This window comes from Brachybacterium sp. AOP25-B2-12, from assembly GCF_052378625.1.
Classification (GTDB): Bacteria; Actinomycetota; Actinomycetes; order Actinomycetales; family Dermabacteraceae; genus Brachybacterium.
In genome coordinates this window covers 66,710-88,112 of sequence record NZ_JBQSXW010000002.1, presented here as the reverse complement: position 1 = coordinate 88,112, position 21,403 = coordinate 66,710, and the positions used below count along the sequence as shown (strand labels likewise).

General features: G+C 71.4%; 23 protein-coding genes. 18 read left to right on the top strand and 5 right to left on the bottom strand.

Annotated elements, in window-relative coordinates; genetic code table 11:
- The first annotated feature begins 15 nt into the window (after positions 1–15).
- From pdxT to ACT3TZ_RS02085, 7 genes are all read left to right on the top strand, one after another.
- Positions 16–675 carry a pyridoxal 5'-phosphate synthase glutaminase subunit PdxT gene (pdxT, locus tag ACT3TZ_RS02115; RefSeq protein WP_444581740.1) on the top strand — a complete coding sequence of 220 codons (660 nt, stop codon included), beginning with the start codon at positions 16–18 and terminating at the stop codon, positions 673–675.
- 85 nt (positions 676–760) lie between these two features.
- On the top strand, positions 761–1,612 hold the full coding sequence (locus ACT3TZ_RS02110; protein ID WP_444581739.1) for an ABC transporter ATP-binding protein: 852 nt from the start codon (positions 761–763) through the stop codon (positions 1,610–1,612).
- The gene (locus ACT3TZ_RS02105; protein ID WP_444581738.1) at positions 1,609–2,355 is read left to right on the top strand and encodes an ABC transporter permease; all 747 of its coding nucleotides are present in this window, start codon (positions 1,609–1,611) and stop codon (positions 2,353–2,355) included. The genes ACT3TZ_RS02110 and ACT3TZ_RS02105 overlap by 4 nt, the downstream gene beginning before the upstream one ends.
- Positions 2,352–3,017 carry an ABC transporter permease gene (locus ACT3TZ_RS02100; protein ID WP_444581737.1) on the top strand — a complete coding sequence of 222 codons (666 nt, stop codon included), beginning with the start codon at positions 2,352–2,354 and terminating at the stop codon, positions 3,015–3,017. Before ACT3TZ_RS02105 ends, ACT3TZ_RS02100 begins: the two co-directional genes overlap by 4 nt.
- A 46-nt stretch (positions 3,018–3,063) precedes the next feature.
- Positions 3,064–4,005 (top strand): ABC transporter substrate-binding protein, encoded by a 942-nt coding sequence (locus ACT3TZ_RS02095; protein ID WP_444581736.1) that lies wholly within the window; start codon positions 3,064–3,066, stop codon positions 4,003–4,005.
- Positions 4,002–4,862, top strand: a complete 861-nt coding sequence (locus ACT3TZ_RS02090) for an SDR family oxidoreductase (RefSeq protein ID WP_444581735.1) — start codon at positions 4,002–4,004, stop codon at positions 4,860–4,862. The genes ACT3TZ_RS02095 and ACT3TZ_RS02090 overlap by 4 nt, the downstream gene beginning before the upstream one ends.
- Positions 4,863–4,931: 69 nt before the next feature.
- The gene (locus tag ACT3TZ_RS02085; RefSeq protein ID WP_444581734.1) at positions 4,932–5,402 is read left to right on the top strand and encodes an SRPBCC family protein; all 471 of its coding nucleotides are present in this window, start codon (positions 4,932–4,934) and stop codon (positions 5,400–5,402) included.
- A 152-nt stretch (positions 5,403–5,554) separates the two neighbouring features.
- Here the strand turns inward: ACT3TZ_RS02085 and ACT3TZ_RS02080 are convergent, their stop codons facing one another.
- Positions 5,555–6,181: a dihydrofolate reductase family protein gene (locus tag ACT3TZ_RS02080; protein WP_444581733.1), complete on the bottom strand. Its 627-nt coding sequence runs from the start codon at positions 6,179–6,181 to the stop codon at positions 5,555–5,557.
- Positions 6,181–6,609, bottom strand: coding sequence for a VOC family protein (locus ACT3TZ_RS02075; RefSeq protein WP_444581732.1), 429 nt, complete (start codon positions 6,607–6,609; stop codon positions 6,181–6,183). Before ACT3TZ_RS02075 ends, ACT3TZ_RS02080 begins: the two co-directional genes overlap by 1 nt.
- 182 nt (positions 6,610–6,791) lie before the next feature.
- On the opposite strand from ACT3TZ_RS02075, the gene ACT3TZ_RS02070 reads away from it, so the two are divergent.
- From ACT3TZ_RS02070 to ACT3TZ_RS02045, 6 genes are all read left to right on the top strand, one after another.
- Positions 6,792–7,766, top strand: a complete 975-nt coding sequence (locus tag ACT3TZ_RS02070; RefSeq protein ID WP_444581731.1) for a carbohydrate ABC transporter permease — start codon at positions 6,792–6,794, stop codon at positions 7,764–7,766.
- Entirely contained in the window at positions 7,763–8,602 is an 840-nt protein-coding gene (locus ACT3TZ_RS02065; protein ID WP_444581730.1) for a carbohydrate ABC transporter permease, read from the top strand. The genes ACT3TZ_RS02070 and ACT3TZ_RS02065 overlap by 4 nt, the downstream gene beginning before the upstream one ends.
- A 70-nt stretch (positions 8,603–8,672) precedes the next feature.
- Complete coding sequence (locus ACT3TZ_RS02060; protein ID WP_444581729.1) at positions 8,673–9,977, top strand: ABC transporter substrate-binding protein; 1,305 nt, start codon at positions 8,673–8,675, stop codon at positions 9,975–9,977.
- Positions 9,978–9,984: 7 nt separating this feature from the next.
- Positions 9,985–11,079, top strand: coding sequence for an ABC transporter ATP-binding protein (locus tag ACT3TZ_RS02055; protein WP_444581728.1), 1,095 nt, complete (start codon positions 9,985–9,987; stop codon positions 11,077–11,079).
- 140 nt (positions 11,080–11,219) lie between these two features.
- A complete protein-coding gene (locus ACT3TZ_RS02050; RefSeq protein ID WP_444581727.1) occupies positions 11,220–11,705 on the top strand; it encodes an MmcQ/YjbR family DNA-binding protein in 486 nt (161 codons plus the stop codon).
- Positions 11,706–11,715: 10 nt separating this feature from the next.
- Positions 11,716–12,648 carry a formate dehydrogenase accessory sulfurtransferase FdhD gene (locus tag ACT3TZ_RS02045; protein WP_444581726.1) on the top strand — a complete coding sequence of 311 codons (933 nt, stop codon included), beginning with the start codon at positions 11,716–11,718 and terminating at the stop codon, positions 12,646–12,648.
- Positions 12,649–12,693: 45 nt separating this feature from the next.
- On the opposite strand, the gene ACT3TZ_RS02040 is transcribed toward ACT3TZ_RS02045, so the two are convergent.
- Positions 12,694–13,293: a TetR/AcrR family transcriptional regulator gene (locus tag ACT3TZ_RS02040; RefSeq protein ID WP_444581725.1), complete on the bottom strand. Its 600-nt coding sequence runs from the start codon at positions 13,291–13,293 to the stop codon at positions 12,694–12,696.
- A 29-nt stretch (positions 13,294–13,322) separates the two neighbouring features.
- Between ACT3TZ_RS02040 and ACT3TZ_RS02035 the strand changes: the two genes are divergently transcribed.
- Complete coding sequence (locus ACT3TZ_RS02035; RefSeq protein WP_444581724.1) at positions 13,323–13,883, top strand: hypothetical protein; 561 nt, start codon at positions 13,323–13,325, stop codon at positions 13,881–13,883.
- A gap of 4 nt (positions 13,884–13,887) precedes the next feature.
- Here the strand turns inward: ACT3TZ_RS02035 and ACT3TZ_RS02030 are convergent, their stop codons facing one another.
- A complete protein-coding gene (locus ACT3TZ_RS02030; RefSeq protein ID WP_444581723.1) occupies positions 13,888–14,847 on the bottom strand; it encodes a sugar-binding transcriptional regulator in 960 nt (319 codons plus the stop codon).
- A gap of 93 nt (positions 14,848–14,940) precedes the next feature.
- On the opposite strand from ACT3TZ_RS02030, the gene ACT3TZ_RS02025 reads away from it, so the two are divergent.
- The 3 genes from ACT3TZ_RS02025 (at position 14,941) to glpK (ending at position 19,223) form a co-directional block, all read left to right on the top strand.
- Positions 14,941–16,722 (top strand): glycerol-3-phosphate dehydrogenase/oxidase, encoded by a 1,782-nt coding sequence (locus ACT3TZ_RS02025; protein ID WP_444581722.1) that lies wholly within the window; start codon positions 14,941–14,943, stop codon positions 16,720–16,722.
- Positions 16,723–16,895: 173 nt separating this feature from the next.
- A complete protein-coding gene (locus ACT3TZ_RS02020; protein ID WP_444581721.1) occupies positions 16,896–17,639 on the top strand; it encodes an MIP/aquaporin family protein in 744 nt (247 codons plus the stop codon).
- Between the two features lie 45 nt (positions 17,640–17,684).
- Entirely contained in the window at positions 17,685–19,223 is a 1,539-nt protein-coding gene (gene glpK / locus ACT3TZ_RS02015) for a glycerol kinase GlpK (RefSeq protein ID WP_444581720.1), read from the top strand.
- 102 nt (positions 19,224–19,325) lie between these two features.
- Here glpK and ACT3TZ_RS02010 read toward each other — a convergent pair whose 3' ends face one another.
- The gene (locus ACT3TZ_RS02010) at positions 19,326–20,687 is read right to left on the bottom strand and encodes an MFS transporter (RefSeq protein WP_444581719.1); all 1,362 of its coding nucleotides are present in this window, start codon (positions 20,685–20,687) and stop codon (positions 19,326–19,328) included.
- Between the two features lie 214 nt (positions 20,688–20,901).
- Between ACT3TZ_RS02010 and ACT3TZ_RS02005 the strand changes: the two genes are divergently transcribed.
- Positions 20,902–21,393 (top strand): NUDIX domain-containing protein, encoded by a 492-nt coding sequence (locus tag ACT3TZ_RS02005; protein WP_444581718.1) that lies wholly within the window; start codon positions 20,902–20,904, stop codon positions 21,391–21,393.
- Positions 21,394–21,403: the final 10 nt, after the last annotated feature.

The following is a 21,403-nucleotide window of genomic DNA, read 5'->3' as shown; positions in this document are numbered from 1 at the left end:
ACGGGGAACGATGCCGTGAGGACCCCTGGCGCCGGGGACGACCGTCCCGTCCGCGTGGGCGTCCTCGCCGTCCAGGGCGGGGTGCGCGAGCACGTGCAGCTGCTCGAGCGCCTCGGCGCCGACGTGGTGCCCGTGCGCCGCGCCTCCCAGCTGGCGGACATCGAGGCGCTCGTGCTGCCCGGCGGCGAGTCGACCGTCATCGACCGCCTCACCCGGATCCTGTCGCTGGCCCAGCCGGTGCGCGCGGCCGTCGAGGACGGGCTGCCCGTCCTGGGGACCTGTGCGGGCCTGATCCTGCTGGCCGACCGCCTGGTCGATCCGGGACCCGGCCAGCAGACCATCGGCGGGCTCGACGTGACCGTGCGTCGCAACGCCTTCGGCCCGCAGATCGTCTCGAGCGAGGAGGAGGTCACGACGGCCCTGGGAACCGTCCGGGCGGCGTACATCCGTGCGCCCGAGGTGCTCGAGGTGGGGCCCGGCGTCGAGATCATCGCGCGTCGCGGTGCAGGTCAGGACGATGTCGAGGCGCCGATCGTCGCCGTCTCCCGCGGAGACGTGCTGGGGATCGCCTTCCACCCCGAGCTCACGGGGGACGCCACGATCCACACGGAGCTGCTGCGCCGGGCCCGGGCGCGACGCCCTGTGACCGGTGATGAACGGCCCAAGCGGAGCTGATGTCGGTTCGTCGGACCGGTCGCGTAGGGTGGCCGCACCCGTCGACGAGGGGCACGGCCCATGCCGTGCAGGCAGGAGTTCCCGCGTGATCCGTTTCGAAGAGGTGGGCAAGTCCTACCCGGGCGGCTCGACCGCCGTCGAGGACTTCTCCTACACGATCGACTCCCACGCGAGCGTCGTGCTCGTCGGGACCAGCGGCTCGGGCAAGACCACCCTGCTGCGCATGGTCAACCGCATGGTGGACCCCACCCGCGGCCGCGTGCTCATCGACGACGAGGACGTCGCCCGGGTGGACCCTGTCAAGCTCCGACGTCGCATCGGCTACGTCATGCAGTCCAGCGGTCTGCTGCCGCACCGCACCGTCGTGGACAACGTCGCGACCGTCCCGGTGCTCACCGGCACCCCCAAGCGGGAGGCGCGGGCGCACGCCCTGGACCTCCTGGAGATGGTGGGGCTGAGTCGCGACCTCGGGTCCCGCTACCCCTCGCAGCTCTCCGGCGGCCAGCAGCAGCGGGTGGGCGTGGCCCGAGCCCTGGCCTCGGACCCCAACATCCTGCTCATGGACGAGCCCTTCGGCGCCGTCGACCCGATCGTCCGCGCCGAGCTCCAGTCCGAGCTGCTGCGGCTCCAGAAGGACCTCGGCAAGACCATCCTGTTCGTCACCCACGACATCGACGAGGCCTTCCTGCTGGGGGACCAGGTCGTCGTGCTCAAGCCCGGCGGGGAGATCGCCCAGGCCGGCACGCCCCAGGAGATCGTCGCGAATCCCGCCGACTCCTTCGTCGAGAGCTTCATCGGCACCGCGAGCGGCAAGCGTTCCCTGCACATCGAGACCGTCGAGGGCACGCCCGTCGTGGTCGACGGCTCCGGGCACGCCATCGGTGTGCTCGACGAGGCCGCGCCCGTGCGCGGCACTGCGGGCGGCGACCCCCGATGACCTGGGTCCTCGGCAACCTCGACACGATCTCCGAGCAGCTGCTCGCCCATCTCCTGCAGGCGCTGCCGCCGATCGTGCTGTCGTTCGTGCTGGCCGTGCCGCTGGCCAAGCTGGTCGGCGGCATCGCCTGGGTACGGGGCACCGTGGGCATCGCCTCGGGGCTGCTGTACGCCGTGCCCTCGCTGCCGCTGTTCATCGTCCTGCCGCTCGTGCTGGGCACGGGCATCCGCAGCACCGCCAACATCATCGTCGCGCTGACCCTGTACGGTCTCGCGCTCATGGTGCCCAGTGCGATCGGGGCCTTCCGCAGCGTGAGCCGTGACCCTCTGCAGTCCGCGACCGCGCAGGGGTTCGCTCCCTTCGCGAGGTTCTGGCAGGTCGAGCTCCCGCTCGCGGGTCCGGTGCTGCTGGCCGGGCTGCGCGTGGTCGCGGTGTCCACGGTCTCCCTCGTCACCGTCGGCGGCGTCCTGGGCATCCCGAGCCTCGGCGCCCTCTTCATCGACGGCTTCCAGCGCGGGATCATCGCGGAGATCGTCACCGGGATCGTGCTCACCGCGGTGCTGGCGATCGTGCTGGACCAGCTGCTGGTGCTGCTGGGTCGGGTGCTGATGCCCTGGAACCGCGCCTCGGCCACGCGGAGCGGGGGTGGGCGCGCCCACCGGCATGCGGCGGCGTCCGGGCCCGCCCCGGAGCAGACCGCCACCGCGGCTCCGGCCGCCGCTGAGGGGCAGGTGACCCGATGAACCAGTTCCTCGAGGCCTTCGCGTGGATCGCGGACCCCTACCGCTGGAGCGGCCCCGACGGGATCCCCGCCCGGCTGCTCGAGCACCTCGGCTACACGCTGATCGGCGTGGGCATCGCCGCGGTCATCGCCATCCCGCTGGGGTTGCTGGTGGGGCACACCCGCAAGGGCCGCGGCTTCGCGGTCGCCGCCTCCGGTGCCGCCCGCGCCCTGCCCACCCTGGGCCTCGTGACCCTGTTCGGGCTGCTGCTGGGGATCGGCCTCGTGGCGCCCGTGCTGGCCTTCGTGATCCTCGCGATCCCCTCCCTGCTGGCCGGCGCGTACTCGGCGTGCGAGTCCGTGGATCCGCGCACCGTGGACGCCGCCCGCGCCCAGGGCATGACCGCATGGCAGATCCTCACCCGCGTCGAGATCCCGCTGGGCGCACCGCTGCTCATCTCGGGGCTGCGCTCAGCGACCCTGCAGGTCGTGGCCACCGCCATGCTCGCCGCGTACATCGGCAACGGCGGCCTCGGCCGCTACATCTTCCTGGGCCTGAAGACCCAGGACTACGCCCAGATGCTCGCCGGGTCGATCCTCGTGATCGGCCTCGCGATCGTCCTGGAGGTCGTCCTCCTGCTCGTCCAGCGGATCGTCGCCCCGCGCGGCGGGACCACCGCCTGAACCTCACCGTCCGCACCCCGCACGACCACCCCCGGAAGGACCTCTCATGAACGCACCCCGCACCCCCCTGAGCCGTCGCAGCGCCCTGGGCCTGCTCGGCATCGGCTCGACCGCCGCCGCGCTCGCTGCCTGCTCGAGCGAGGACCCGCTGGCCAAGGAGTCCGCCAGCTCCTCCGACGGCGGCGCCGCGACGGGCGCCCTCGTCGTCGGCTCCCAGGCCTACTACTCCAACGAGATCATCGCGGAGCTGTTCGCGCAGGTCATCGAGAAGGACGGCACCGAGGTCAAGCGCGAGTACCAGATCGGCCAGCGCGAGGTCTACCTCCCCGAGCTCGAGTCCGGCGCGGTCGACATCTTCCCGGAGTACACGGGCAACCTCCTGCAGTACCTCGACAAGAACGCCGGCACCGGCGACTCGGCCGCGGTCGCCGAGGAGCTCGCCTCCGCACTGCCCTCCGGTCTGACGGCCCTGCCCTTCGCGGCGGCGACCGATCAGGACTCCTACAACACGACCAAGGAGTTCGCCGAGCAGAACTCCCTGAAGAGCCTCGCGGACCTCGCGGGGATCTCCGGGCTCAAGGTCGCCGCCAACAGCGAGTTCCAGACCCGCCCCTACGGCCCGGAGGGCCTGAAGAAGGAGTACGGCGCCGACGTCGAGCTGGTCCCCGTGGAGGACAGCGGCGGCCCCCTCACGGTCAAGGCGCTGACCGACGGCAGCGTGCAGCTGGCCGACATCTACTCCGCGGATCCCTCGATCGCCAAGAACGGGTTCGTGACGCTCGAGGATCCCAAGGCCCTCGTGCTCCCGCAGAACGTGGTGCCGATCGTCTCGAAGCGGGCCGACGACACGGTCAAGGCCTCGATCAAGAAGGTCACCGACGCGCTGACCACGAAGGACCTCATCGCCCTGAACACCCAGAGCGTCGACGAGCAGAAGAAGTCCGCGGACATCGCCAAGGCCTGGCTCACCGAGAAGGGGCTCGTGTGACGGTCATCGGGATCACCGGCGCGACGGGCCGGATCGGCCGTCGCGTCGCCGCGCTGCTCGCCGGGGCCACGCCCCCGGCGGGCGGCGACGCACCCACCCTGCGTCTCATCGCGCGGGACGCCTCGCGGGCGCCGGGGATCCCCGGCACCGAGGTGGCCGAGGCGACCTTCGCGGACGGCGCGGCGTGCGAGAGGGCGTTCGCGGGGGTGGACGTGCTGCTGCTCGTCTCCGCCGCGGAGGCCCCGGACCGCCTCGAGCAGCACCGGACGGCGGTGCGAGCCGCCGCGCAGGCAGGGGTGGGGCACATCGTCTACACCTCGTTCCTCGGTGCCTCCGCCCAGGCGGAGTTCACGCTGGCCCGCGACCACGGCGCCACCGAGGACGCGATCCGTGCGGCGGGACCTGCCTGGACCTTCCTGCGGGACAGCTTCTACGCCGACGTCCTGCTGGACTTCGCCGGCCCGGACCGGACCATCCGCGGACCGGCGGGGGAGGGGCGCTGCGCCTTCGTGGCACGTGAGGACGTCGCCGAGGTCGCCGCGCGCGTGCTCGCCGATCCCGCGCCGTGGTCGGGTCGGGCTCTCGAGCTCACCGGTCCCGTGGCCGTGACCTTCCCGGAGGCGGCGCAGATCATGATGGCCGCACTCGGCGAGGAGTTCCGGTACGTCGACGAGACGATCCCGGAGGCCCGCGCCTCCCGCGCGCAGTACGATCCCCAGCCCTGGCAGCTCGACGCGTGGATCTCCACCTACACGGCGATCGGCTCGGGTGCCCTGGACGTCGTGAGCCAGGACGTCCGGGAGGTCACCGGGCACGCGCCGCGCACAATCGCCGAGGTCGTCGTCTCGCCGCTGTGACGGTCGCCGACGACCGACAGCTCGGTCGACTCCCCTGACTCCTCAGGGTCGGTGTGGCACGGTGGAGGCATGACCACCACAGAGACCTCGATCACCGTCAGCCGCGTCATCGACGCGTCCGCCAAGGACATCTTCGACCTCCTCACCCTCCCGCGCCGCCACCAGGAGTTCGACGGCTCGGGCTTCGTCCGCGCCGACGAGAAGTCCCAGCGCATCCAGGGCGTGGGAGACGTGTTCGTCATGAACATGGAGGGCGAGCACATGGGCGGGGAGTACCGCATGTACAACCACGTCACCGCGTACGACGAGAACAAGATGGTGGGCTGGAAGCCCGCGCAGGAGGAGTCCAAGGACGAGCCCGGCGGCTGGGAATGGCTGTACACGCTCAAGGCCGAGGACGCCGACCACACCGAGGTCTCCCTGACCTACGACTGGTCCAAGGTCACCGACCCCAAGCTCCTCCCGATCTTCCCGTTGGTCTCCGCCGATCAGCTCGACGAGTCGCTGAACCTGCTGGCCGCGGCGGTCACGAATCCCTGACGCCGCCCCGAGCCGCGGCCCGGTCCCGGACGTCGAGGCGTCCCGACCGGCACGACGGAGCCCTCCGGGACCAATGGGTCGCGGAGGGCTCCATCTCGCCGGGGCCGTGCAGATCGGCGCAGCGGCGTCGCGGGTCCTGAGCCGCCGTCCTCTCAGGAGGTCGCGGCGGCCGGCACGACGTCCAGCACCAGCAGGCGCACGCCGTTGGAGTACGTCGCGTCCTCGACGAGGTCCAGCCGGGTGAAGCGGTCCCCGTCCTCGGCGAACAGCCGCTTCCCGGCGCCCAGCAGCAGCGGGAACGTCAGCAGGTGGTAGCGGTCCACGAGGCCCCTCGCCGCGAGGGACCGCGCGAGGGTCCCGGAGCCGTGGACGATGATCGGCCCGCCCTCGGTCTCCTTGAGCTCCCGCACGGCGTCGAGCGAGGGCAGACGGTGGCAGTGGCCCCAGGCGGTCGCCTCCACGGCGGCGTCCTCGAGGGTCGTGCTCACGACGTACTTGGGCAGGGCGTTGTAGTGCGCGAACTGGTCCTCCATCGAGGGCCACACCGGCGCGAACTCCTCGAAGGAGACGCGTCCCAGCAGCAGGGCGGTCGCCTCGAGCTGCTCGCGGCCCTTGATGTCGTAGGCCTCGGGCACGAACTCCACGTCCCAGAAGGTCCAGCCCGCGTGCGGGTGATCGCCGCCGCCCGGGGCCTCGATGACGCCGTCGACGGTGATGAGCTCGGTGACCACGATCGGCCTGCGGCCCACGCCCGTCCGCAGCGGTGGGGAGACTGCCATCAGGCGGCCTCGGGATCCGGCTGGTGGATCCCGAAGACGTTGTTCTCGGAGTCCAGGTAGTAGCCTTGCCAGGCCATGCCGGGCAGGGCGAACTTCGCCAGGGCCTCCGCGCCGCCTGCGGCCAGGATCGCCCGCTCCGCGGCGGAGTAGTCCGCGACGCCGATCGTCAGCACCGCCCGGCGCGGGATTCGGTCCCGGGCGCAGCACGATCGCACCGTCGATGCCCTCGCCCTGGCCGGTGCGCAGGCCGATGTACGGGGTGCCGGCGTACTCCGACCAGTCCTGCCCTCCCAGCCGAAGGCCGCGGCGTAGAAGGCGGCGGCGCGCGGGACGTCCTCGGCCTGGATCTCGAAGTGGACGGGTCGTCCGCCCGTGAAGCGCTCGGCCTCCGGGGTCCCGTCGGGGTTCTCGTGCGCGGAATCGGTCATGGGAGCACCTCCGGGGCTGCGGCCGCTCGACGCGGCCGGACTGCGCACAGCATAGGCCGCGAGAGGTGCCTCACACCCCGTGCCTGCGCGGGAGGTGTGCAGGCTCCTCGCCGCCGAGTGGTCACCTCCCGTTCAACATCGTCACCCAGCCCGTTCCCGGAGCGCTCCTACCGTCGCTCCTCGTGACCACCACCGATCCGACCCCGGCGCCGAGCCCGCCCGCGGCGGGGGCTCCCGCGAGCAGGGCCTCGCGGCTGCCCGCGCGGACGAGCACCTCGGGTGGCGCGCGCGCCAAGCACTGGGCTCTGTTCCTCGCGCTCCTCCTGCCCAACCTCATGCTGCTGGCCGTCTTCACGTACCGGCCGCTGCTGGACAACATCCGGCTGTCGTTCTTCGACTGGAACATCTCCAGCCCCACGGCGACCTTCATCGGCCTGGACAACTACGTCGAGTGGTTCACGTCCTCGGGCACCTGGCAGATCGTCTCGAACACGGTGATCTTCACGGTCGCAGTGGTCGCGGGGTCGATGGGGCTGGGCCTGGTGCTGGCGCTGCTGCTGGACCAGAAGCTCCGCGGCCGCAACCTGGTGCGCTCGGCGATCTTCGCGCCCTTCGTGCTCTCGGGCGCGGCCGTCGGCATCGCCTTCCAGTTCGTGTTCGACCCGCGGTTCGGGATGATCCACGACCTGCTGGACCGGATCGGCGTCGGCACCCCGGACTTCTACCAGGCGCCCGGGTGGGCGCTGTTCATGATCACCGTGACGTACATGTGGAAGAACGTCGGGTACAGCTTCGTCATCTACCTCGCGGCCCTCCAGGGCACCCGCCAGGACCTCGCCGAGGCCGCCGCGATCGACCACGCCTCGACCTGGACGGCTTTCCGCAAGGTGACCCTGCCGCAGCTGCGGCCCACCACGTTCTTCCTGTCGATCACCGTCATGCTCAACTCCCTGCAGGTCTTCGACATCATCAACGTGATGACCCGCGGCGGACCCCAGGGCGACGGCACCACCACGATGATCTTCCAGGTCTACCAGGAGACCTTCGTCAACCAGCGCGCCGGGTACGGAGCCACGGTCGCCACGGTGATGTTCGTGGTGCTCCTGCTCATCACCCTGATCCAGGTGCGCGCCATGGACTCCGGGAGGACCCGATGACCACGCGTCCCTCGATCCTGCGCCAGGTGCTCGGCTATGCCGGCATGCTCGTGGCCCTCGCCGTCGTCGTCGTGCCGCTGGCGTGGATCCTCATCGCGAGCTTCAAGACCCAGGGCGACATCTACACGCTGCCGGCCACCTGGATCCCACGGCCGATCACGCTGGACAACTACGCGACGCTGTTCACGGACATCCCCTTCGCGACCTACCTGCACAACTCGCTGATCATCGCCGGGTCGCTGACCCTCATCAAGGTGGTCCTGGGCGTCATGAGCGCTTACGCGCTGGTGTTCTCCGACGTCCCGCGGCGCCTGCGCTCGGTGCTGTTCGTGGTGATCGTCGCCGCGCTCATGATCCCCAACCAGATCACGGTCATCTCGAACTACGCGATCATCGCCCAGGCCGGTCTGCGCAACACCTTCGTGGGCATCATCGTGCCGCTGGCGGGCGTGGCCTTCGGGACGTTCCTCATGCGCAACCACTTCCTGAGCCTGCCCACCGAGATCATCGAGGCCGCCCGCATGGACGCCGCCGGACCCATGCGGACCCTGTTCCGCGTGGTCCTGCCCATGAGCTGGCCCACCCTCATCGCCTTCGTGCTCATCACGCTCGTCAACGAGTGGAACGAGTACCTGTGGCCGTTCCTCATGTCCGACCAGGCCGGCACCGCGCCGCTGCCCATCGGCCTGACGCTCCTGCAGAACAACGAGGGCGTCTCGAACTGGGGCCCGATCATGGCCGGCACCATCATCACGATGCTGCCGATCCTCATCGTCTTCCTGATCCTGCAGCGCCCGATGATCAAGGGCCTCACCTCCGGGGCGGTCAAGGGATGACCTCCGCCCGCAGAACCCCCTCCACGTCCCCCCGTCCGTCCCGCACCATCCGTCTCGCAAGGAGATCCTCATGACCGTCCGCACCCCCCTCACCCGCCGCAGCCTCCTGGGCCTGACCGCAGCCCTCGCCGGGAGCGCGGGCCTCGCCGCGTGCGCCGGCACAGGCGGCACCTCCGAGCAGGGCGGCGACGCCAAGAAGCTCCAGTTCTGGTCCAACCACCCGGGTTCCTCCAAGGACCTCGAGACCCAGCTCATCAAGAACTTCGAGAAGCAGAGCGACGGCGTGACGATCACGCTGGTCGACGGCGGGCAGAACTACGAGGAGGTGCAGCAGAAGTTCAACGCCGCGCTCTCCGGCGGCCAGCTGCCCGACATCGTCGTGGTCTCGGACGTCACCTGGTTCAACTTCGCCCTCAATGAGCAGATCACCCCGCTCGAGGACCTCTTCGACAAGGCCGGTGTCAAGGCCGAGGACTACGTCAAGCCCCTGTACGAGGACTACGCCTTCGGCGGCAAGCACTACGCGCTGCCGTACTCGCGCTCCACGCCGCTCTTCTACTACAACAAGGACATGTGGTCCAAGGCCGGCCTGCCCGACAACGGCCCGGAGTCCTGGGACCAGCTCGTCGAGTGGGCCCAGCCGCTCAAGGACGCGGGCGCGCCCCTGTCCTTCGTGACCGGTGACGGCGTGGGCTACCTCGACTGGATCGCCCAGGGGCTGCTGTGGTCCAAGGGCGGCGCGTACTCCGATCAGTACACCGCGAAGTTCACCGACCCCGCGACGATCGAGGCCGCGACCCTGCTGCAGAACTTCAAGAAGACGGGCCTGTACGACGTCTCGACCGATCCGGCTCCGGTCTTCAGCTCCGGCCAGGCCGCCGCGATGATCGAGTCCACCGGCTCCCTCAAGGGCATCCTCGACGGCTCGGCCGGCAAGTTCGAGGTGGGCACCGCCTTCCTCCCCGGCCCCGAGGGCAAGGCCTGCCCCACCGGCGGCGCCGGCCTCGCGATCCCCGCCGGGATCTCCGAGGAGCGCAAGGTCAACGCGCTCAAGGCCATCGGCTTCCTCACGAGCGCCGAGTCCACCGCGACGTTCGCCGAGGGCACCGGCTACATGCCCGTCCAGACGGCGGCGCTGGAGTCGGACACCATGAAGGCCTACCTCGAGAAGACCCCGCAGGCCCAGACCGCGCTGGACCAGCTGCCCCACACCCACTCCCAGGACTTCGCCCGGGTGTTCGTCGCCGGCGGCGGCAAGGAGATCGGCGGGGCGTGGGACAAGATCATCCAGGGCGGCGACGTGGCCTCGGTGTTCGGCGAGGTGCAGACCTGGATGGAGCCCAAGCTGGCCGAGCTCGCCAAGAAGGCGAAGTGATCGACGCATGGCATCGGTGACCTACGACGGCGCGACCCTCGTCTACCCGGGCAACGACGCGCCGTCCGTGGACTCCCTGGACCTGGACGTGACCGACGGGGAGTTCCTGGTCCTCGTCGGCCCGTCCGGCTCCGGCAAGTCCACGGCCCTGCGCATGCTCGCCGGTCTCGAGAACGTCACGTCGGGCTCGATCCGGATCGGCGACGCGGACGTCTCGCGCACCTCCCCGCAGGACCGGGACGTCGCGATGGTGTTCCAGTCCTACGCGCTGTACCCGAACATGTCGGTGCGCCAGAACATGGCGTTCGCGCTGACCAACCTCAAGAGCCCCAAGGACGAGATCGCCCGCAGGGTCGAGGAGGCCGCGCGGATCCTGCACCTGGACGGGCTCCTGGAGCGCAAGCCCAAGGCCCTCTCGGGCGGGCAGCGGCAGCGGGTCGCGATGGGCCGGGCGATCGTGCGGCGTCCCGCCGTGTTCTGCATGGACGAGCCGCTGTCGAATCTCGACGCCAAGCTGCGGGTGTCGACCCGCGGGGAGATCTCCGATCTCCAGCGGCGCCTGGGCACGACCACGGTCTACGTCACGCACGACCAGGTCGAGGCGATGACGATGGGCCACCGCGTCGCGGTGCTCGCCGACGGGAAGCTCCAGCAGGCCGCGACCCCGGCGGAGATCTACCGGGACCCGGTGAACCTGTTCGTGGCCACCTTCATGGGCTCGCCCGCGATGAACCTGTTCACCGTCCCGGTCCGCGAGGGACGAGTGGAGCTGGCGGAGGGCCTCGTGCTCGATACCCCGCACGAGGCGGGGGAGTCGGTCGTCGTCGGCATCCGTGCCGAGGAGTGGGACGTCAAGCCCGCCGGCACCCCCGGCACGCTCGACGTGCGGGTCCAGAACGTCGAGGCACTGGGTTCGGAGTCCTTCGCCTACGGCGAGGTGCAGAACCTCGCCGCGGGCGTGACCGTGACCGTGCCCCGCGTGGTGGTCCGGCTGGACCGTCGGGTGCCGGTGGCCGTCGACGAGGACTTCGCGGTGGCCCCCGTGGTCACGGACGTGCGCTGGTTCGACCCGGAGTCCGGGGCGGCGCTCGCGCGGCGCTGACCTCTCGACGCCTTCGGGAGGCACGACGGGCGCGCACCGGGCCGTGAGGCCGCGGTGCGTGCCCGTCGACGTCGGGCTACCCTCCGGAGGATGGCCGATCCCGTCCGGGCGGTCCCGTGCCCGTCGACAGGAGCCCCGCCGTGGACGGTGAGACGCTGCACCGCGTGGCCCGCGCACGGGCCGAGGAGCTTCCCGGAACCACCTGCGAGCAGCCCTTCGGGCCGGGCGCGGACGTCTTCAAGGTCGCCGGGAAGATGTTCCTCCTGCTCGCCGACCGCGGGGAGGGCCACATCTCGGTCAAGATCGATCCGGCCGATGCCACGGTGCTGCGGGCCATGCATCCGCAGATCATCGAGGGCTATCACCTGAACAAGCGCCACTGGGTCTCGATCATGGCCGATGCCGATGCCGATGCCGATGCCGATGCCGATGCCGATGCCGACGGCGCGCGCGGCTCCGGGCCCGCGGCGCGGGTCGACGAAGCCCTGCTGAGTGATCTGGTCACCGAGTCCTACCTGCTGGTCGTCGCCTCCCTCCCGCGACGCTCGCGCCCGGTGGATCCGGAGACCTTCCTCCGCCCCTCGCAGCACGAGGGCTCGCGCTCGGCTCCTCCCATCGCGGACTAGGCTCGCCCCCATGGCAGGGGAGTCCCGCAGCAGGCGCATCACCACCGTCCGTCTCCGTGGGGACCGGCTGTACGCGGGACGACGAGGACGCCGGCCCGCCGTCGAGGAACCGCTGGACCTGCGACTGCGTGGGATGCACCTCGAGACGCTGCTGCGCACCCCGGGTCACGACATCGAGCTCGCCCACGGCCACCTGTTCGCCGCGGGGACGATCACCGGCCGCGAGGACGTGGGGGAGGCCCGGTACTGCGACGGCGCCGTCACCGTCGCCGAGACCGGCTTGGCGCAGAACACGTACAACGTGCTCGATGTCGCCGTGCGCGACCTCGCCGCAGGATTCGTGGTCCCGTCGCCGGGCCTGGGCCTGGGCCTGGGCCCGGACGGGTCGGAGGTCGCAGGTCGCTCCGCGTCATCGGACCGGCCCGCGCCGACCGAGGACCCGGAACGGGCGATCACGGGGGAGCAGAGCATCGCGGACGTCCTGATCCGCCGCCCCGATCCGCTCGGCGCGACACCATCGCAGGATCCCGCCGTGCTGTTCGCCGGTGCACGTGCGCTCCTGGCCTCCGGCACCGATGACCAGGCGAGGACCCGCGGGCTCCTGCTGGACGCGCGGGGCGAGGCCCTGGCCTCGCGCGAGGACGTGCACCCGGAGAACCTGGTCGACAAGCTCGTCGGCTGGGCCCTGCTCGCAGGGCAGCTCCCGCTGAGCGGTGCGGCGCTGGTCCTGACGGGACCTGTCGGATTCGGGGTCGTCCGACGCGCATTCCTCGCGGGTGCTCCTGTCGTGGCGGCGACCGGGCCCGCGACCTCCCTCGCCCTCGATGCCGCGGAGGCCTTCGGCATCACGCTGGTCACCGCGCTCGCCAAAGGAGCGGACGGGGATGCGCACGCGGAGGTCCTCACCCACCCCGAGCGGCTGGATCTCACGCAGGCGCGATGACCTCACCGGCCCATCCCGCGACGTGCCAGGTCCCGACCGCGTCGCTCAGGACCGCACGGATCCCGCGTCCCCGAGAGTCGCGATCGCCGTCGCGCTGACCGCCGCCGCGTCGTCCAGGAGCGCGGGCACGTCGGCGCCGATGAACGCCCGCACCAGGCCGTACGGCGACAGCCGGGTCGCGATCACCAGGATCTCCTGCAGCTCGGGGGAGACGGACCCGTACCGTCGCGCGCACAGGTCCCCGGTCGCCCCGTCGATGTCGTCGTTCACGTGCTCCACCGCGGCCCGGATGCTCTCGGGCCCGCCCTGGAGCAGGTGCTGCCGGCTGAACAGGGTCATCGCCCGGGCCTCGGCCGGATGCGCGCGGCAGTGGGCCGGAACGTGCCGTGCGGCCGCCTCGATCGCCGCCTGCGGGTCCGGGAGGCGCAGTGCCGCGAGGAAGCCGACGTGGAAACGCCGGATAGAGCGCACCCAGAGCGATGCCAGGAGCTCTTCCCGGGATCGGAAGCGGTGGTAGATCGAGCCGACGGGAGCGCCGGCCGCGCGCCCGACGTCGGCCACCGACACCTGCGGGCCGTGGTCGAGCACCGCGCGGGCCGCGGCGTCGAGCAGGTCATCGGCGGAGAACTTCGCAGGTCTGGACATCGGGGCCGATCCTACCTACGCTCCGGAACATGCATTCTAGAACGCGCACTCTATTTGAGGCGGGCGTGGTCGGGAGATCGCCGCAGCGCTGGGCCCGATGGGCGGCCTGGGGTGCCTTCGCCTGCGCGGTGCCGTCGGTGCTGTGGCGTCTGGCGATGCTCGCAGGAGCAGACCTGGGCTTCGCCGAGGCCGCCTCGTTCCGCGAGGATCCGGGGCTCGTGGTGTACGTCCTCGCGCTGGACGCGGCCGAGATCCTCGCCGGCCTCGCCTGCCTGGGGCTGGTCATGGCCTGGGGCGAACGCGTCCCGCGGTGGATCCCGGGACTCGGCGGTCGGCGGATCCACCGGCTGCTCCCCACTGCGCTGGGGGCGGCAGGAGCGGCCGCCCTCGCCGGGATCTTCGTGCCGGTGCTCGGGTCGATCGCGCTCGCGGCGCTCGGCGTCACCGAGGGGTGGACCCCCTCGGCGGCCATGTCCGGAGGGCAGACGGCCCTGCTCCTCGCCTGCTATCTCCCGCTGCTCGCCTGGCCGGTGCTGCTCGTCGTCGCTCTTGTCGGGTACTGGCGGCGCCGGGCTCCGGTGCGGGCCTGACCCATCACCCCAGCGCCAGCAGGCTCGCCGCCGTCACCTCGTCGAGCACCAGGTCCGTCGCCGCTCCCGCGAGCAGGGCCGCCCGCAGCGGCACCGCCTTGCGGGTCCCCGCGGCGATGAGCACGCGGCGCGGGATCCGCGACAGCACCCGCGGGTCCGGCCCGGAGCAGCGCTCGTTCATCCGGATCCCCTCGGTGGTGCCGTCGGCGCGCAGGAACACCGTGCACACGTCGCCCACCGCGCCGTCGGAGCGCAAGCTGCGCACGTCGTCGGCGGTCAGGTAGTTGCCCGCGTAGACGTGGCTGGGCACCTCGGCATCGAAGGCGCCCACGCCGAACACCGCGAGGCCGCAGCGCTGCTGGGCGGCCAGCACCCGGCGCACCGAGCGCTCGCGCCACATCGCCTCCTTGGTCGCGGGGTAGTCGAAGAAGGCGGGCACCGGGAACTGCTGGACGGTCGCGTCCCACACCGAGGCCGCCCGGGCCAGCACCGTCGAGACGTAGGTCAGGCCCGAGCCCTCGGTGTCGATCGCGCCGTTGAGCTGGACGATCTGCAGCCCAGGTGTGGGGCGCGGACCCAGCTCGCCCACCATCGCCGCGATCGTCGTCCCCCAGGCCAGGCCCACCGACATGGCGGGCTCGAGCATCCCCTCGACGACGTGCGCGGCGACGGCCGCCGTCTGGCGCAGGCGATCGCGCTCGGTGCCCCCGGGCTGTGCGGTCACCACGCGGGCGTCGACGCCGAAGCGGCGCTCGAGCGCCCTCTGCTGATCGGCCACGCGCCGCACGCCCGGGGGGTGCAGGCTGATCCGGACGATGTCCGCATCCCGGGCATCGCGCAGCAGCCTCGAGACCGTCGAGCGCGAGACGCCGAGGCTCCCGGCGACGGCCTCCATCGTCCAGCCCTCGTCGTAGTACATCCGTGCAGCCTCATAGGCCCCATCGAGCCTCTCCTCGGTGCTCATGGCGCCAGTTTTGCACGTTCGTGCAGCCGTCTTGCATCGGGTCGCACGTCGGCCCACCATGTGAGGGTTGATCCCGATGCGAAGGAGCATTCCGTGGCGTCCACCAGCCGCTCTCTGCTGAGCCCCCAGACCCGCGCCGAGCACCTCGCCCGGCTCGAGGCCGCCACCGCCGAAAACCCGCTCGACGTGTTCGTCGTGGGCGGCGGCGTCACCGGCGCCGGTGCCGCGTTCGACGCCGCGACCCGCGGGATGTCCGTCGGCCTCGTCGAGGCCCAGGACTTCGCGCACGGCACGTCCTCGCGGTCCTCCAAGCTCATGCACGGCGGCCTGCGCTACCTGCAGATGCTCGACTTCAAGCTCGTGGCCGAGGCGCTGCGCGAGCGCGATTTGCTGCTGACGCGCACCGCGCCGCATCTGGTCAAGCCCGTCGCCTTCGTCTTCCCCTTCTTCCGCAAGGTCGTCGACCGTGCGTTCATCGGCTCCGGTGTCGCCCTCTACGACGGCATGCAGATGGTCGGCCGCAAGCGCGCCGTCCCGATGCACCGCCACCTCGGCCACACCAAGCTCGAGAAGGTCTTCCCGGCGCTGGACGGCGACAAGGTCGTCGGCGCGCTGGAGTACTACGACGCCCAGATGGACGACGCCCGCTTCGTCGCGATGCTCGCCCGCTCGGCCGCCGAGAACGACGCCGCGGTCGTCAACTACACCCGGGTCATCGAGTACCTGCATGACGGCCCCCGCGTCGTCGGCGCCCGCGTGCGGGACGAGGAGTCCGGCCGTGAGTTCGACGTCCACGCCCGCCAGACCATCCTCGCGGGCGGCGTCTGGACCCAGCAGCAGCAGGAGCTCGCCGGCGCGGAGACCGGACTCGAGGTCCTCGCCTCCAAGGGCATCCACATCACCGTGGCGCGCGAGGCGATCCCCGCCGTGCCCCACACCGGGATCATCACGCAGACCGAGAAGTCGGTGCTGTTCATCATCCCCAACGACGAGTACTGGGTGATCGGCACGACCGACACCCCGTGGAAGCAGGACGTCGCCACGCCCGCCGCGACCAGCGACGACATCGACTACGTGCTCGAGCACGCCAACGCGATCCTGGAGTCGAAGCTGACGCGGGACGACGTGATCGGCGTCTACACCGGCCTGCGCCCGCTGCTGCAGCCCGTCAAGAAGGGCGGCGACGCCTCGACGAAGGTCTCCCGCGAGCACACAGTGATGGAGGTCGAGCCGGGCCTGACCGCGATCGCGGGCGGGAAGTACACGACGTACCGCGTCATGGCCGAGGACGTCGTGGACTTCGCGATCAAGGACGACTTCCCGGGCCGTGCATGCCTGACCACCTCGATCCCCGTGATCGGCGCCCAGGGCTACGAGAGCCTGGTGCGCGACAAGGACGCGATCGCCCGCCGCTACGGCTTCGACGCCGTGCGCATCGACCGCCTGCTGTTCCGGTACGGTGCCCTGCTGACGGACCTGCTCGCCCTCATCGACGAGGACCCCTCGTTGAACGCCCCCCTCGAGCACGCCCCCCGCTACCTGCGGGCCGAGGTGCTGTACGCCGTGACGGCCGAGGGTGCGCGCCACGTGGGCGACGTCCTGGAGCGCCGCACCCGCAGCGACTACGAGATCCGCGACCGCGGCGCGGCGGCGGCCGACGAGGTCGCCGCGATCCTGGCACCCGTGCTCGGCTGGGACGCCGAGCGCGAGCAGCTCGAGGCGCAGACGTACCGCGACTACATCGCGGCCCGCCTGCGGAGCGAGGCCACCCACGACGACGCGGATGCCGCGGCGGCGGTGGCGAGCGTGCCCGAGGCGCCCGGCCGCATCGCCGGTGCCGCCTCGCACGTGCCCGAGGCGACTGCCCGGGCCTGAGCCCGGTGCCCGATCCTCCCGGTCGGGCGCCGTCCGGTCCGTGCGCGAGCACGGCCCGTTCCCGGGGGCAGCACAGGCCGCCCCTCCCCACCCCACCCCACCCCACCCCCGGCGCATCGCCGGGATCTCACCGGGACCGCACGGACGCGGCCCGTTCTCGATGAGGAGAAACCATGGGAGCCATCTTCCTGCATGAGATCGCCGGCACGGCGATCCTGACCCTGCTCGGCGGTGGCGTGGTCGCCAACGTCGTGCTCACCAAGAACAAGGGGAAGGACGGCGGCTGGCTTCTCATCAACTTCGGCTGGGGCCTCGCCGTCTTCGCCGGTGTCTACGTCGCCTTCGCGACCGGCGCCCACCTGAACCCTGCCGTCACCCTGGGCCTCGCGGCCTCCGGCAACGACCTCTTCCCCGGCAACGAGGCACTGGGCCTGCCCGCCATCGCGGCGACCCTGCCCAACATCGTGGCGTACATCGTCGCCCAGATGATCGGTGCCTTCCTGGGAGCTGTGATCTGCTGGATCGCGTACAAGAAGCACTACGACGAGGAGACGGACGCCGGGAACATCCTGGGCACCTTCTCGACCGGCCCCGCCATCCGCGCCTACGGCTGGAACTTCGTCACCGAGGTCATCGCGACCTTCGTGCTCGTCTTCATCATCCTGCTGTTCGGCAAGACCCCCGCGGGCCTCGGCCCGTTGGCCGTCGCGCTGCTGGTCGTCGGCATCGGCGCCTCCCTCGGCGGGCCCACCGGCTACGCCATCAACCCCGCCCGTGACCTCGGCCCCCGCCTGGCCCACGCGATCCTCCCGATCCGCCACAAGGGCGGCTCCGACTGGAGCTACTCGTGGGTCCCGGTCTTCGGCCCCATCGTCGGCGGCGTGCTCGCGGGCCTGGTCTCGCTGCTCGTCGTCTGACCTGCACCGCATCCACCGCACATCCGTGAGAACGAAGGAGTTCCGATGAACGAGCAGCAGCAGTACATCCTCGCGATCGACCAGGGCACGACGTCCTCCCGCGCGATCGTCTTCGACCACGCCGGACAGATCGTCTCGACCGGCCAGAAGGAGCACGAGCAGATCTTCCCGCGCGCCGGCTGGGTCGAGCACGATCCGCTGGAGATCTGGCGCAACATCCGCACCGTCGTCGGCGACGCCCTGACCGGCGCCGACATCAACCGCCACCAGCTCGCGGCGGTGGGCATCACCAACCAGCGCGAGACCGCGGTGGTCTGGGACAAGAACACCGGCGAACCCGTCTACAACGCGATCGTCTGGCAGGACACCCGCACCAACCGCATCTGCGACGAGCTCGCGGGCGACGAGGGTGCCGACAAGTACAAGGAGCGCGTGGGCCTCCCGCTCGCCACCTACTTCTCGGGACCCAAGGTCAAGTGGATCCTCGACAACGTCGAGGGCGCCCGCGAGAAGGCCGAGGCCGGCGAGCTGCTGTTCGGCAACACCGACTCGTGGGTCGTGTGGAACCTGACCGGCGGCACCGAGGGCGGCGTGCACGTCACCGACGTCACCAACGCCTCGCGCACGATGCTCATGAACATCGCGACCCTCGACTGGAACGAGGACATCGCCGCGGACATGGGCATCCCGCTGTCGATGCTCCCGGAGATCAAGTCCTCCTCCGAGGTCTACGGGTACGGCCGCAAGCGGGGCCTGCTCATCGACACCCCGGTCGCGGGCATCCTGGGCGACCAGCAGGCCGCGACCTTCGGCCAGGCGTGCTTCGAGGTGGGCCAGGCCAAGAACACCTATGGCACCGGCAACTTCATGCTCATCAACACCGGCGAGGAGCTGGTGCACTCCGAGAACGGCCTGCTGACCACGGTCTGCTACAAGATCGGCGACAACAAGCCGGTCTACGCGCTCGAGGGCTCGGTGGCCGTGACCGGCTCGCTGGTCCAGTGGGTGCGCGACAACCTGGGCATCATCTCGAGCGCCCCGGAGATCGAGGAGCTGGCGCAGAAGGTCGACGACAACGGCGGCTGCTACGTGGTCCCGGCGTTCTCGGGCCTGTTCGCGCCGTACTGGAAGTCCGATGCCCGCGGTGCGATCGTCGGCCTGACCCGGTACGTCAACCGCAACCACATCGCCCGCGCGGTGCTGGAGTCCACGGCCTTCCAGTCCGCCGAGGTCCTCGAGGCCATGAACGCGGACTCCGGCGTGGACCTCACCGAGCTCAAGGTCGACGGCGGCATGGTCGCCAACGAGACCCTCATGCAGTTCCAGGCCGACCTCCTGGGCGTGCCCGTCGTGCGCCCCAAGGTCACCGAGACCACCGCCCTCGGCGCCGCGTACGCGGCCGGCATCGCGGTGGGCTTCTGGGACGGCGAGCAGGACGTCATCGACAACTGGGCCGAGGACAAGCGCTGGGAGCCGAAGATGGACACCGAGACCCGCGAGCGCTCGCTGCGCCTGTGGAAGAAGGCCGTCGAGCGGACCTTCGACTGGGTGGACGACGACGTCGAGGCCGCCGGCGGGGAGTGATCCCGCGCCGAACGGCAGCATCCAGGACGGCCCGATCCCGCGTGAGCGGGGCCGGGCCGTCCCTGCGTGTCCGGGAGCGTGAGGGCCCGGCCCCCGGCGCGGTCACTCCTGGAGGGCCGTGCCCCGCATCTCCGGCAGCGTGAGCGCCGCGACCGCCGCGACCACGAAGGACCCGGCGAACACGCCGAACGTGAGCACCTGCCCGCCCCAGAGCACGAGGACGGGCACGGCGAGCGGGGCGATGATCGAGGCGATCCGGCCGAAGCCCGCGGCGGCACCTGAGCCGGTCGCGCGCACCGAGGTCGGGTAGAGCTCCGGCCCGGTCGCGTACAGCGCGCCCCACGCCCCGAGGTTGAAGAACGACAGGAAGCAGCCGGCCACGATGATCGTCGCCTCGGTCGAGGCGAGACCGAAGGCCGCGGCCGAGACGGCCGATCCCGCGAGGAACAGCACGAGGGTGCCGCGGCGGCCCAGCCTCTCGATCAGCCAGGCGGAACAGGCGTACCCGGGCAGCTGCGCGAGCGTGATGATGAGGGTGAAGGTGAACGAGCGGGTGAGGTCGAAGCCGCGGTCCACCAGCAGCGTCGGGATCCAGATGAAGGCGCCGTAGTAGGAGAGGTTCACGCAGAACCACACGACCCACAGCGAGGCCGTGCGACCGCGGAGGCCGCGGGACCAGATCGATGGACGACGGCCTGTCGCGGCGGGCTCCGCGGTCGGGCCGTACGTGGGGGCGGCGACGCTGGCGGCGCTCTCGAAGGAGCGGACGGCGCGCTCGGCCTCCTCGGTCCGGCCCCGCTTCTCGAGGTGGCGCACGGACTCGGGCAGCTTCCAGCGCACGATGATCGCCCACAGCGCGGGCGCGGTGCCCAGGGCGAGCGCCCAGCGCCAGCCGTCCTCCCCGTGGGCGGCGATGAAGGTGCCGATCAGGGCGGCGAGGATCCAGCCGAGCGCCCAGAAGGCCTCGAGCCACACCACCACCCGGCCGCGGATCCGTCGCGGAGCGTACTCGCTGACGAGCGTCGAGGCGACGGGGAGCTCCGCGCCGAGGCCCAGCCCCACCACGACCCGCAGCGCCACGAGCATGAACAGTCCCACCGACAGCGCCGAGGCGCCCGTGGCCAGGCCGAAGACCAGCAGTGTCACGACGACGACCTGGCGGCGGCCGATCCGATCGGCCAGGACGCCGCCCAGGACGGCACCGATGGCCATGCCCACGAAGCCCGCCGAGGCGATGAGGGAGGCTTCGCCCTTGCCGATGCCCCAGTGCACCCCGAGCGCCGCGATGACGAACGAGATGAGGCCGACGTCCATCGCGTCCAGGGCCCAGCCGATCCCGTACGCCCCGAGCAGCCGCCGGTGCTTCCCGGTGAAGGGCAGGCGGTCCAGGCGCTGGGGACGGGTGAGGCCGTCGCCGGGGGCGAGGGGCTCGGGGGAGGTGGTGGTCGCAGGGGTGGTGGTCATGGCACCTCGAGAGGTCGGGGCGGCGCGTGCGGGGGATCCGCCGGAGGGCGGTCGGACGGGCCGGGACGGGTGGGCGCCGCCGGACCTGCCGCGGTGCGGCGGGGCCTCCGGACGGGGGAGCGCTCGGCGAGAGCGTAGTGTCCCGGCGCGCAGCGGGGAAAGGCGGAGCCTCGGGCATGGGACCGGAGGGCCGGAGTCTGTGAGGATGTGGGGCATGAACGAGCTGCTGCCGGATCCGGTGTACTTCGCGACGCTGCCCAAGGTCATCACCTCGGGGGCGGTGATCCTGCGCGACGAGACCGGGCGCTTCGTCATCGAGAAGCCCAACTACCGCGACCACTGGCTGCTGCCCGGCGGCGGGGTCGACCCAGGGGAGGACGCCCGCGAATGCGCCCGCCGGGAGGTGGCCGAGGAGCTGGGGCTCGACATCGAGGTGGGGCGGCTGCTCGCGATCGACTGGGCCCCCTCGCGGGCGGAGGTGTCGGCGCCGATGGGAGTGCACTTCCTGTTCGACGGCGGCGTGATCCCCGCGGCGGTGCTCGAGGCGCAGATCGTCCCGCAGGCCGCGGAGCTCGACGACTGGCGGCTGATCGGCCCCGAGGAGGCGTACCTGCTCAGCGGCTGGGGGGCCGATCGTGCCCTCCGGGCCCTCGAGGTCCTGGCCGGTCGCGCGCAGCCGGACCTCGTGGCGCACCCGCTCCGCTGATCCCGCCGTC

Bases quoted from the DNA above. Each gene is read 5' to 3' on its own strand.
- ACT3TZ_RS02055 (WP_444581728.1), top strand. From the start codon at position 9,985: ATGGCATCGGTGACCTACGACGGCGCGACCCTCGTCTACCCGGGCAAC.
- glpK (WP_444581720.1), top strand. From the start codon at position 17,685: ATGAACGAGCAGCAGCAGTACATCCTCGCGATCGACCAGGGCACGACG.
- ACT3TZ_RS02005 (WP_444581718.1), top strand. From the start codon at position 20,902: ATGAACGAGCTGCTGCCGGATCCGGTGTACTTCGCGACGCTGCCCAAG.
- ACT3TZ_RS02045 (WP_444581726.1), top strand. From the start codon at position 11,716: ATGGCAGGGGAGTCCCGCAGCAGGCGCATCACCACCGTCCGTCTCCGT.
- ACT3TZ_RS02030 (WP_444581723.1), bottom strand. From the start codon at position 14,847: ATGAGCACCGAGGAGAGGCTCGATGGGGCCTATGAGGCTGCACGGATG.
- ACT3TZ_RS02040 (WP_444581725.1), bottom strand. From the start codon at position 13,293: ATGTCCAGACCTGCGAAGTTCTCCGCCGATGACCTGCTCGACGCCGCG.
- ACT3TZ_RS02095 (WP_444581736.1), top strand. From the start codon at position 3,064: ATGAACGCACCCCGCACCCCCCTGAGCCGTCGCAGCGCCCTGGGCCTG.
- ACT3TZ_RS02080 (WP_444581733.1), bottom strand. From the start codon at position 6,181: ATGGCAGTCTCCCCACCGCTGCGGACGGGCGTGGGCCGCAGGCCGATC.
- ACT3TZ_RS02035 (WP_444581724.1), top strand. From the start codon at position 13,323: ATGCATTCTAGAACGCGCACTCTATTTGAGGCGGGCGTGGTCGGGAGA.
- ACT3TZ_RS02065 (WP_444581730.1), top strand. From the start codon at position 7,763: ATGACCACGCGTCCCTCGATCCTGCGCCAGGTGCTCGGCTATGCCGGC.
- ACT3TZ_RS02085 (WP_444581734.1), top strand. From the start codon at position 4,932: ATGACCACCACAGAGACCTCGATCACCGTCAGCCGCGTCATCGACGCG.
- ACT3TZ_RS02075 (WP_444581732.1), bottom strand. From the start codon at position 6,609: ATGACCGATTCCGCGCACGAGAACCCCGACGGGACCCCGGAGGCCGAG.
- ACT3TZ_RS02020 (WP_444581721.1), top strand. From the start codon at position 16,896: ATGGGAGCCATCTTCCTGCATGAGATCGCCGGCACGGCGATCCTGACC.
- ACT3TZ_RS02100 (WP_444581737.1), top strand. From the start codon at position 2,352: ATGAACCAGTTCCTCGAGGCCTTCGCGTGGATCGCGGACCCCTACCGC.
- ACT3TZ_RS02105 (WP_444581738.1), top strand. From the start codon at position 1,609: ATGACCTGGGTCCTCGGCAACCTCGACACGATCTCCGAGCAGCTGCTC.
- ACT3TZ_RS02010 (WP_444581719.1), bottom strand. From the start codon at position 20,687: ATGACCACCACCCCTGCGACCACCACCTCCCCCGAGCCCCTCGCCCCC.
- ACT3TZ_RS02060 (WP_444581729.1), top strand. From the start codon at position 8,673: ATGACCGTCCGCACCCCCCTCACCCGCCGCAGCCTCCTGGGCCTGACC.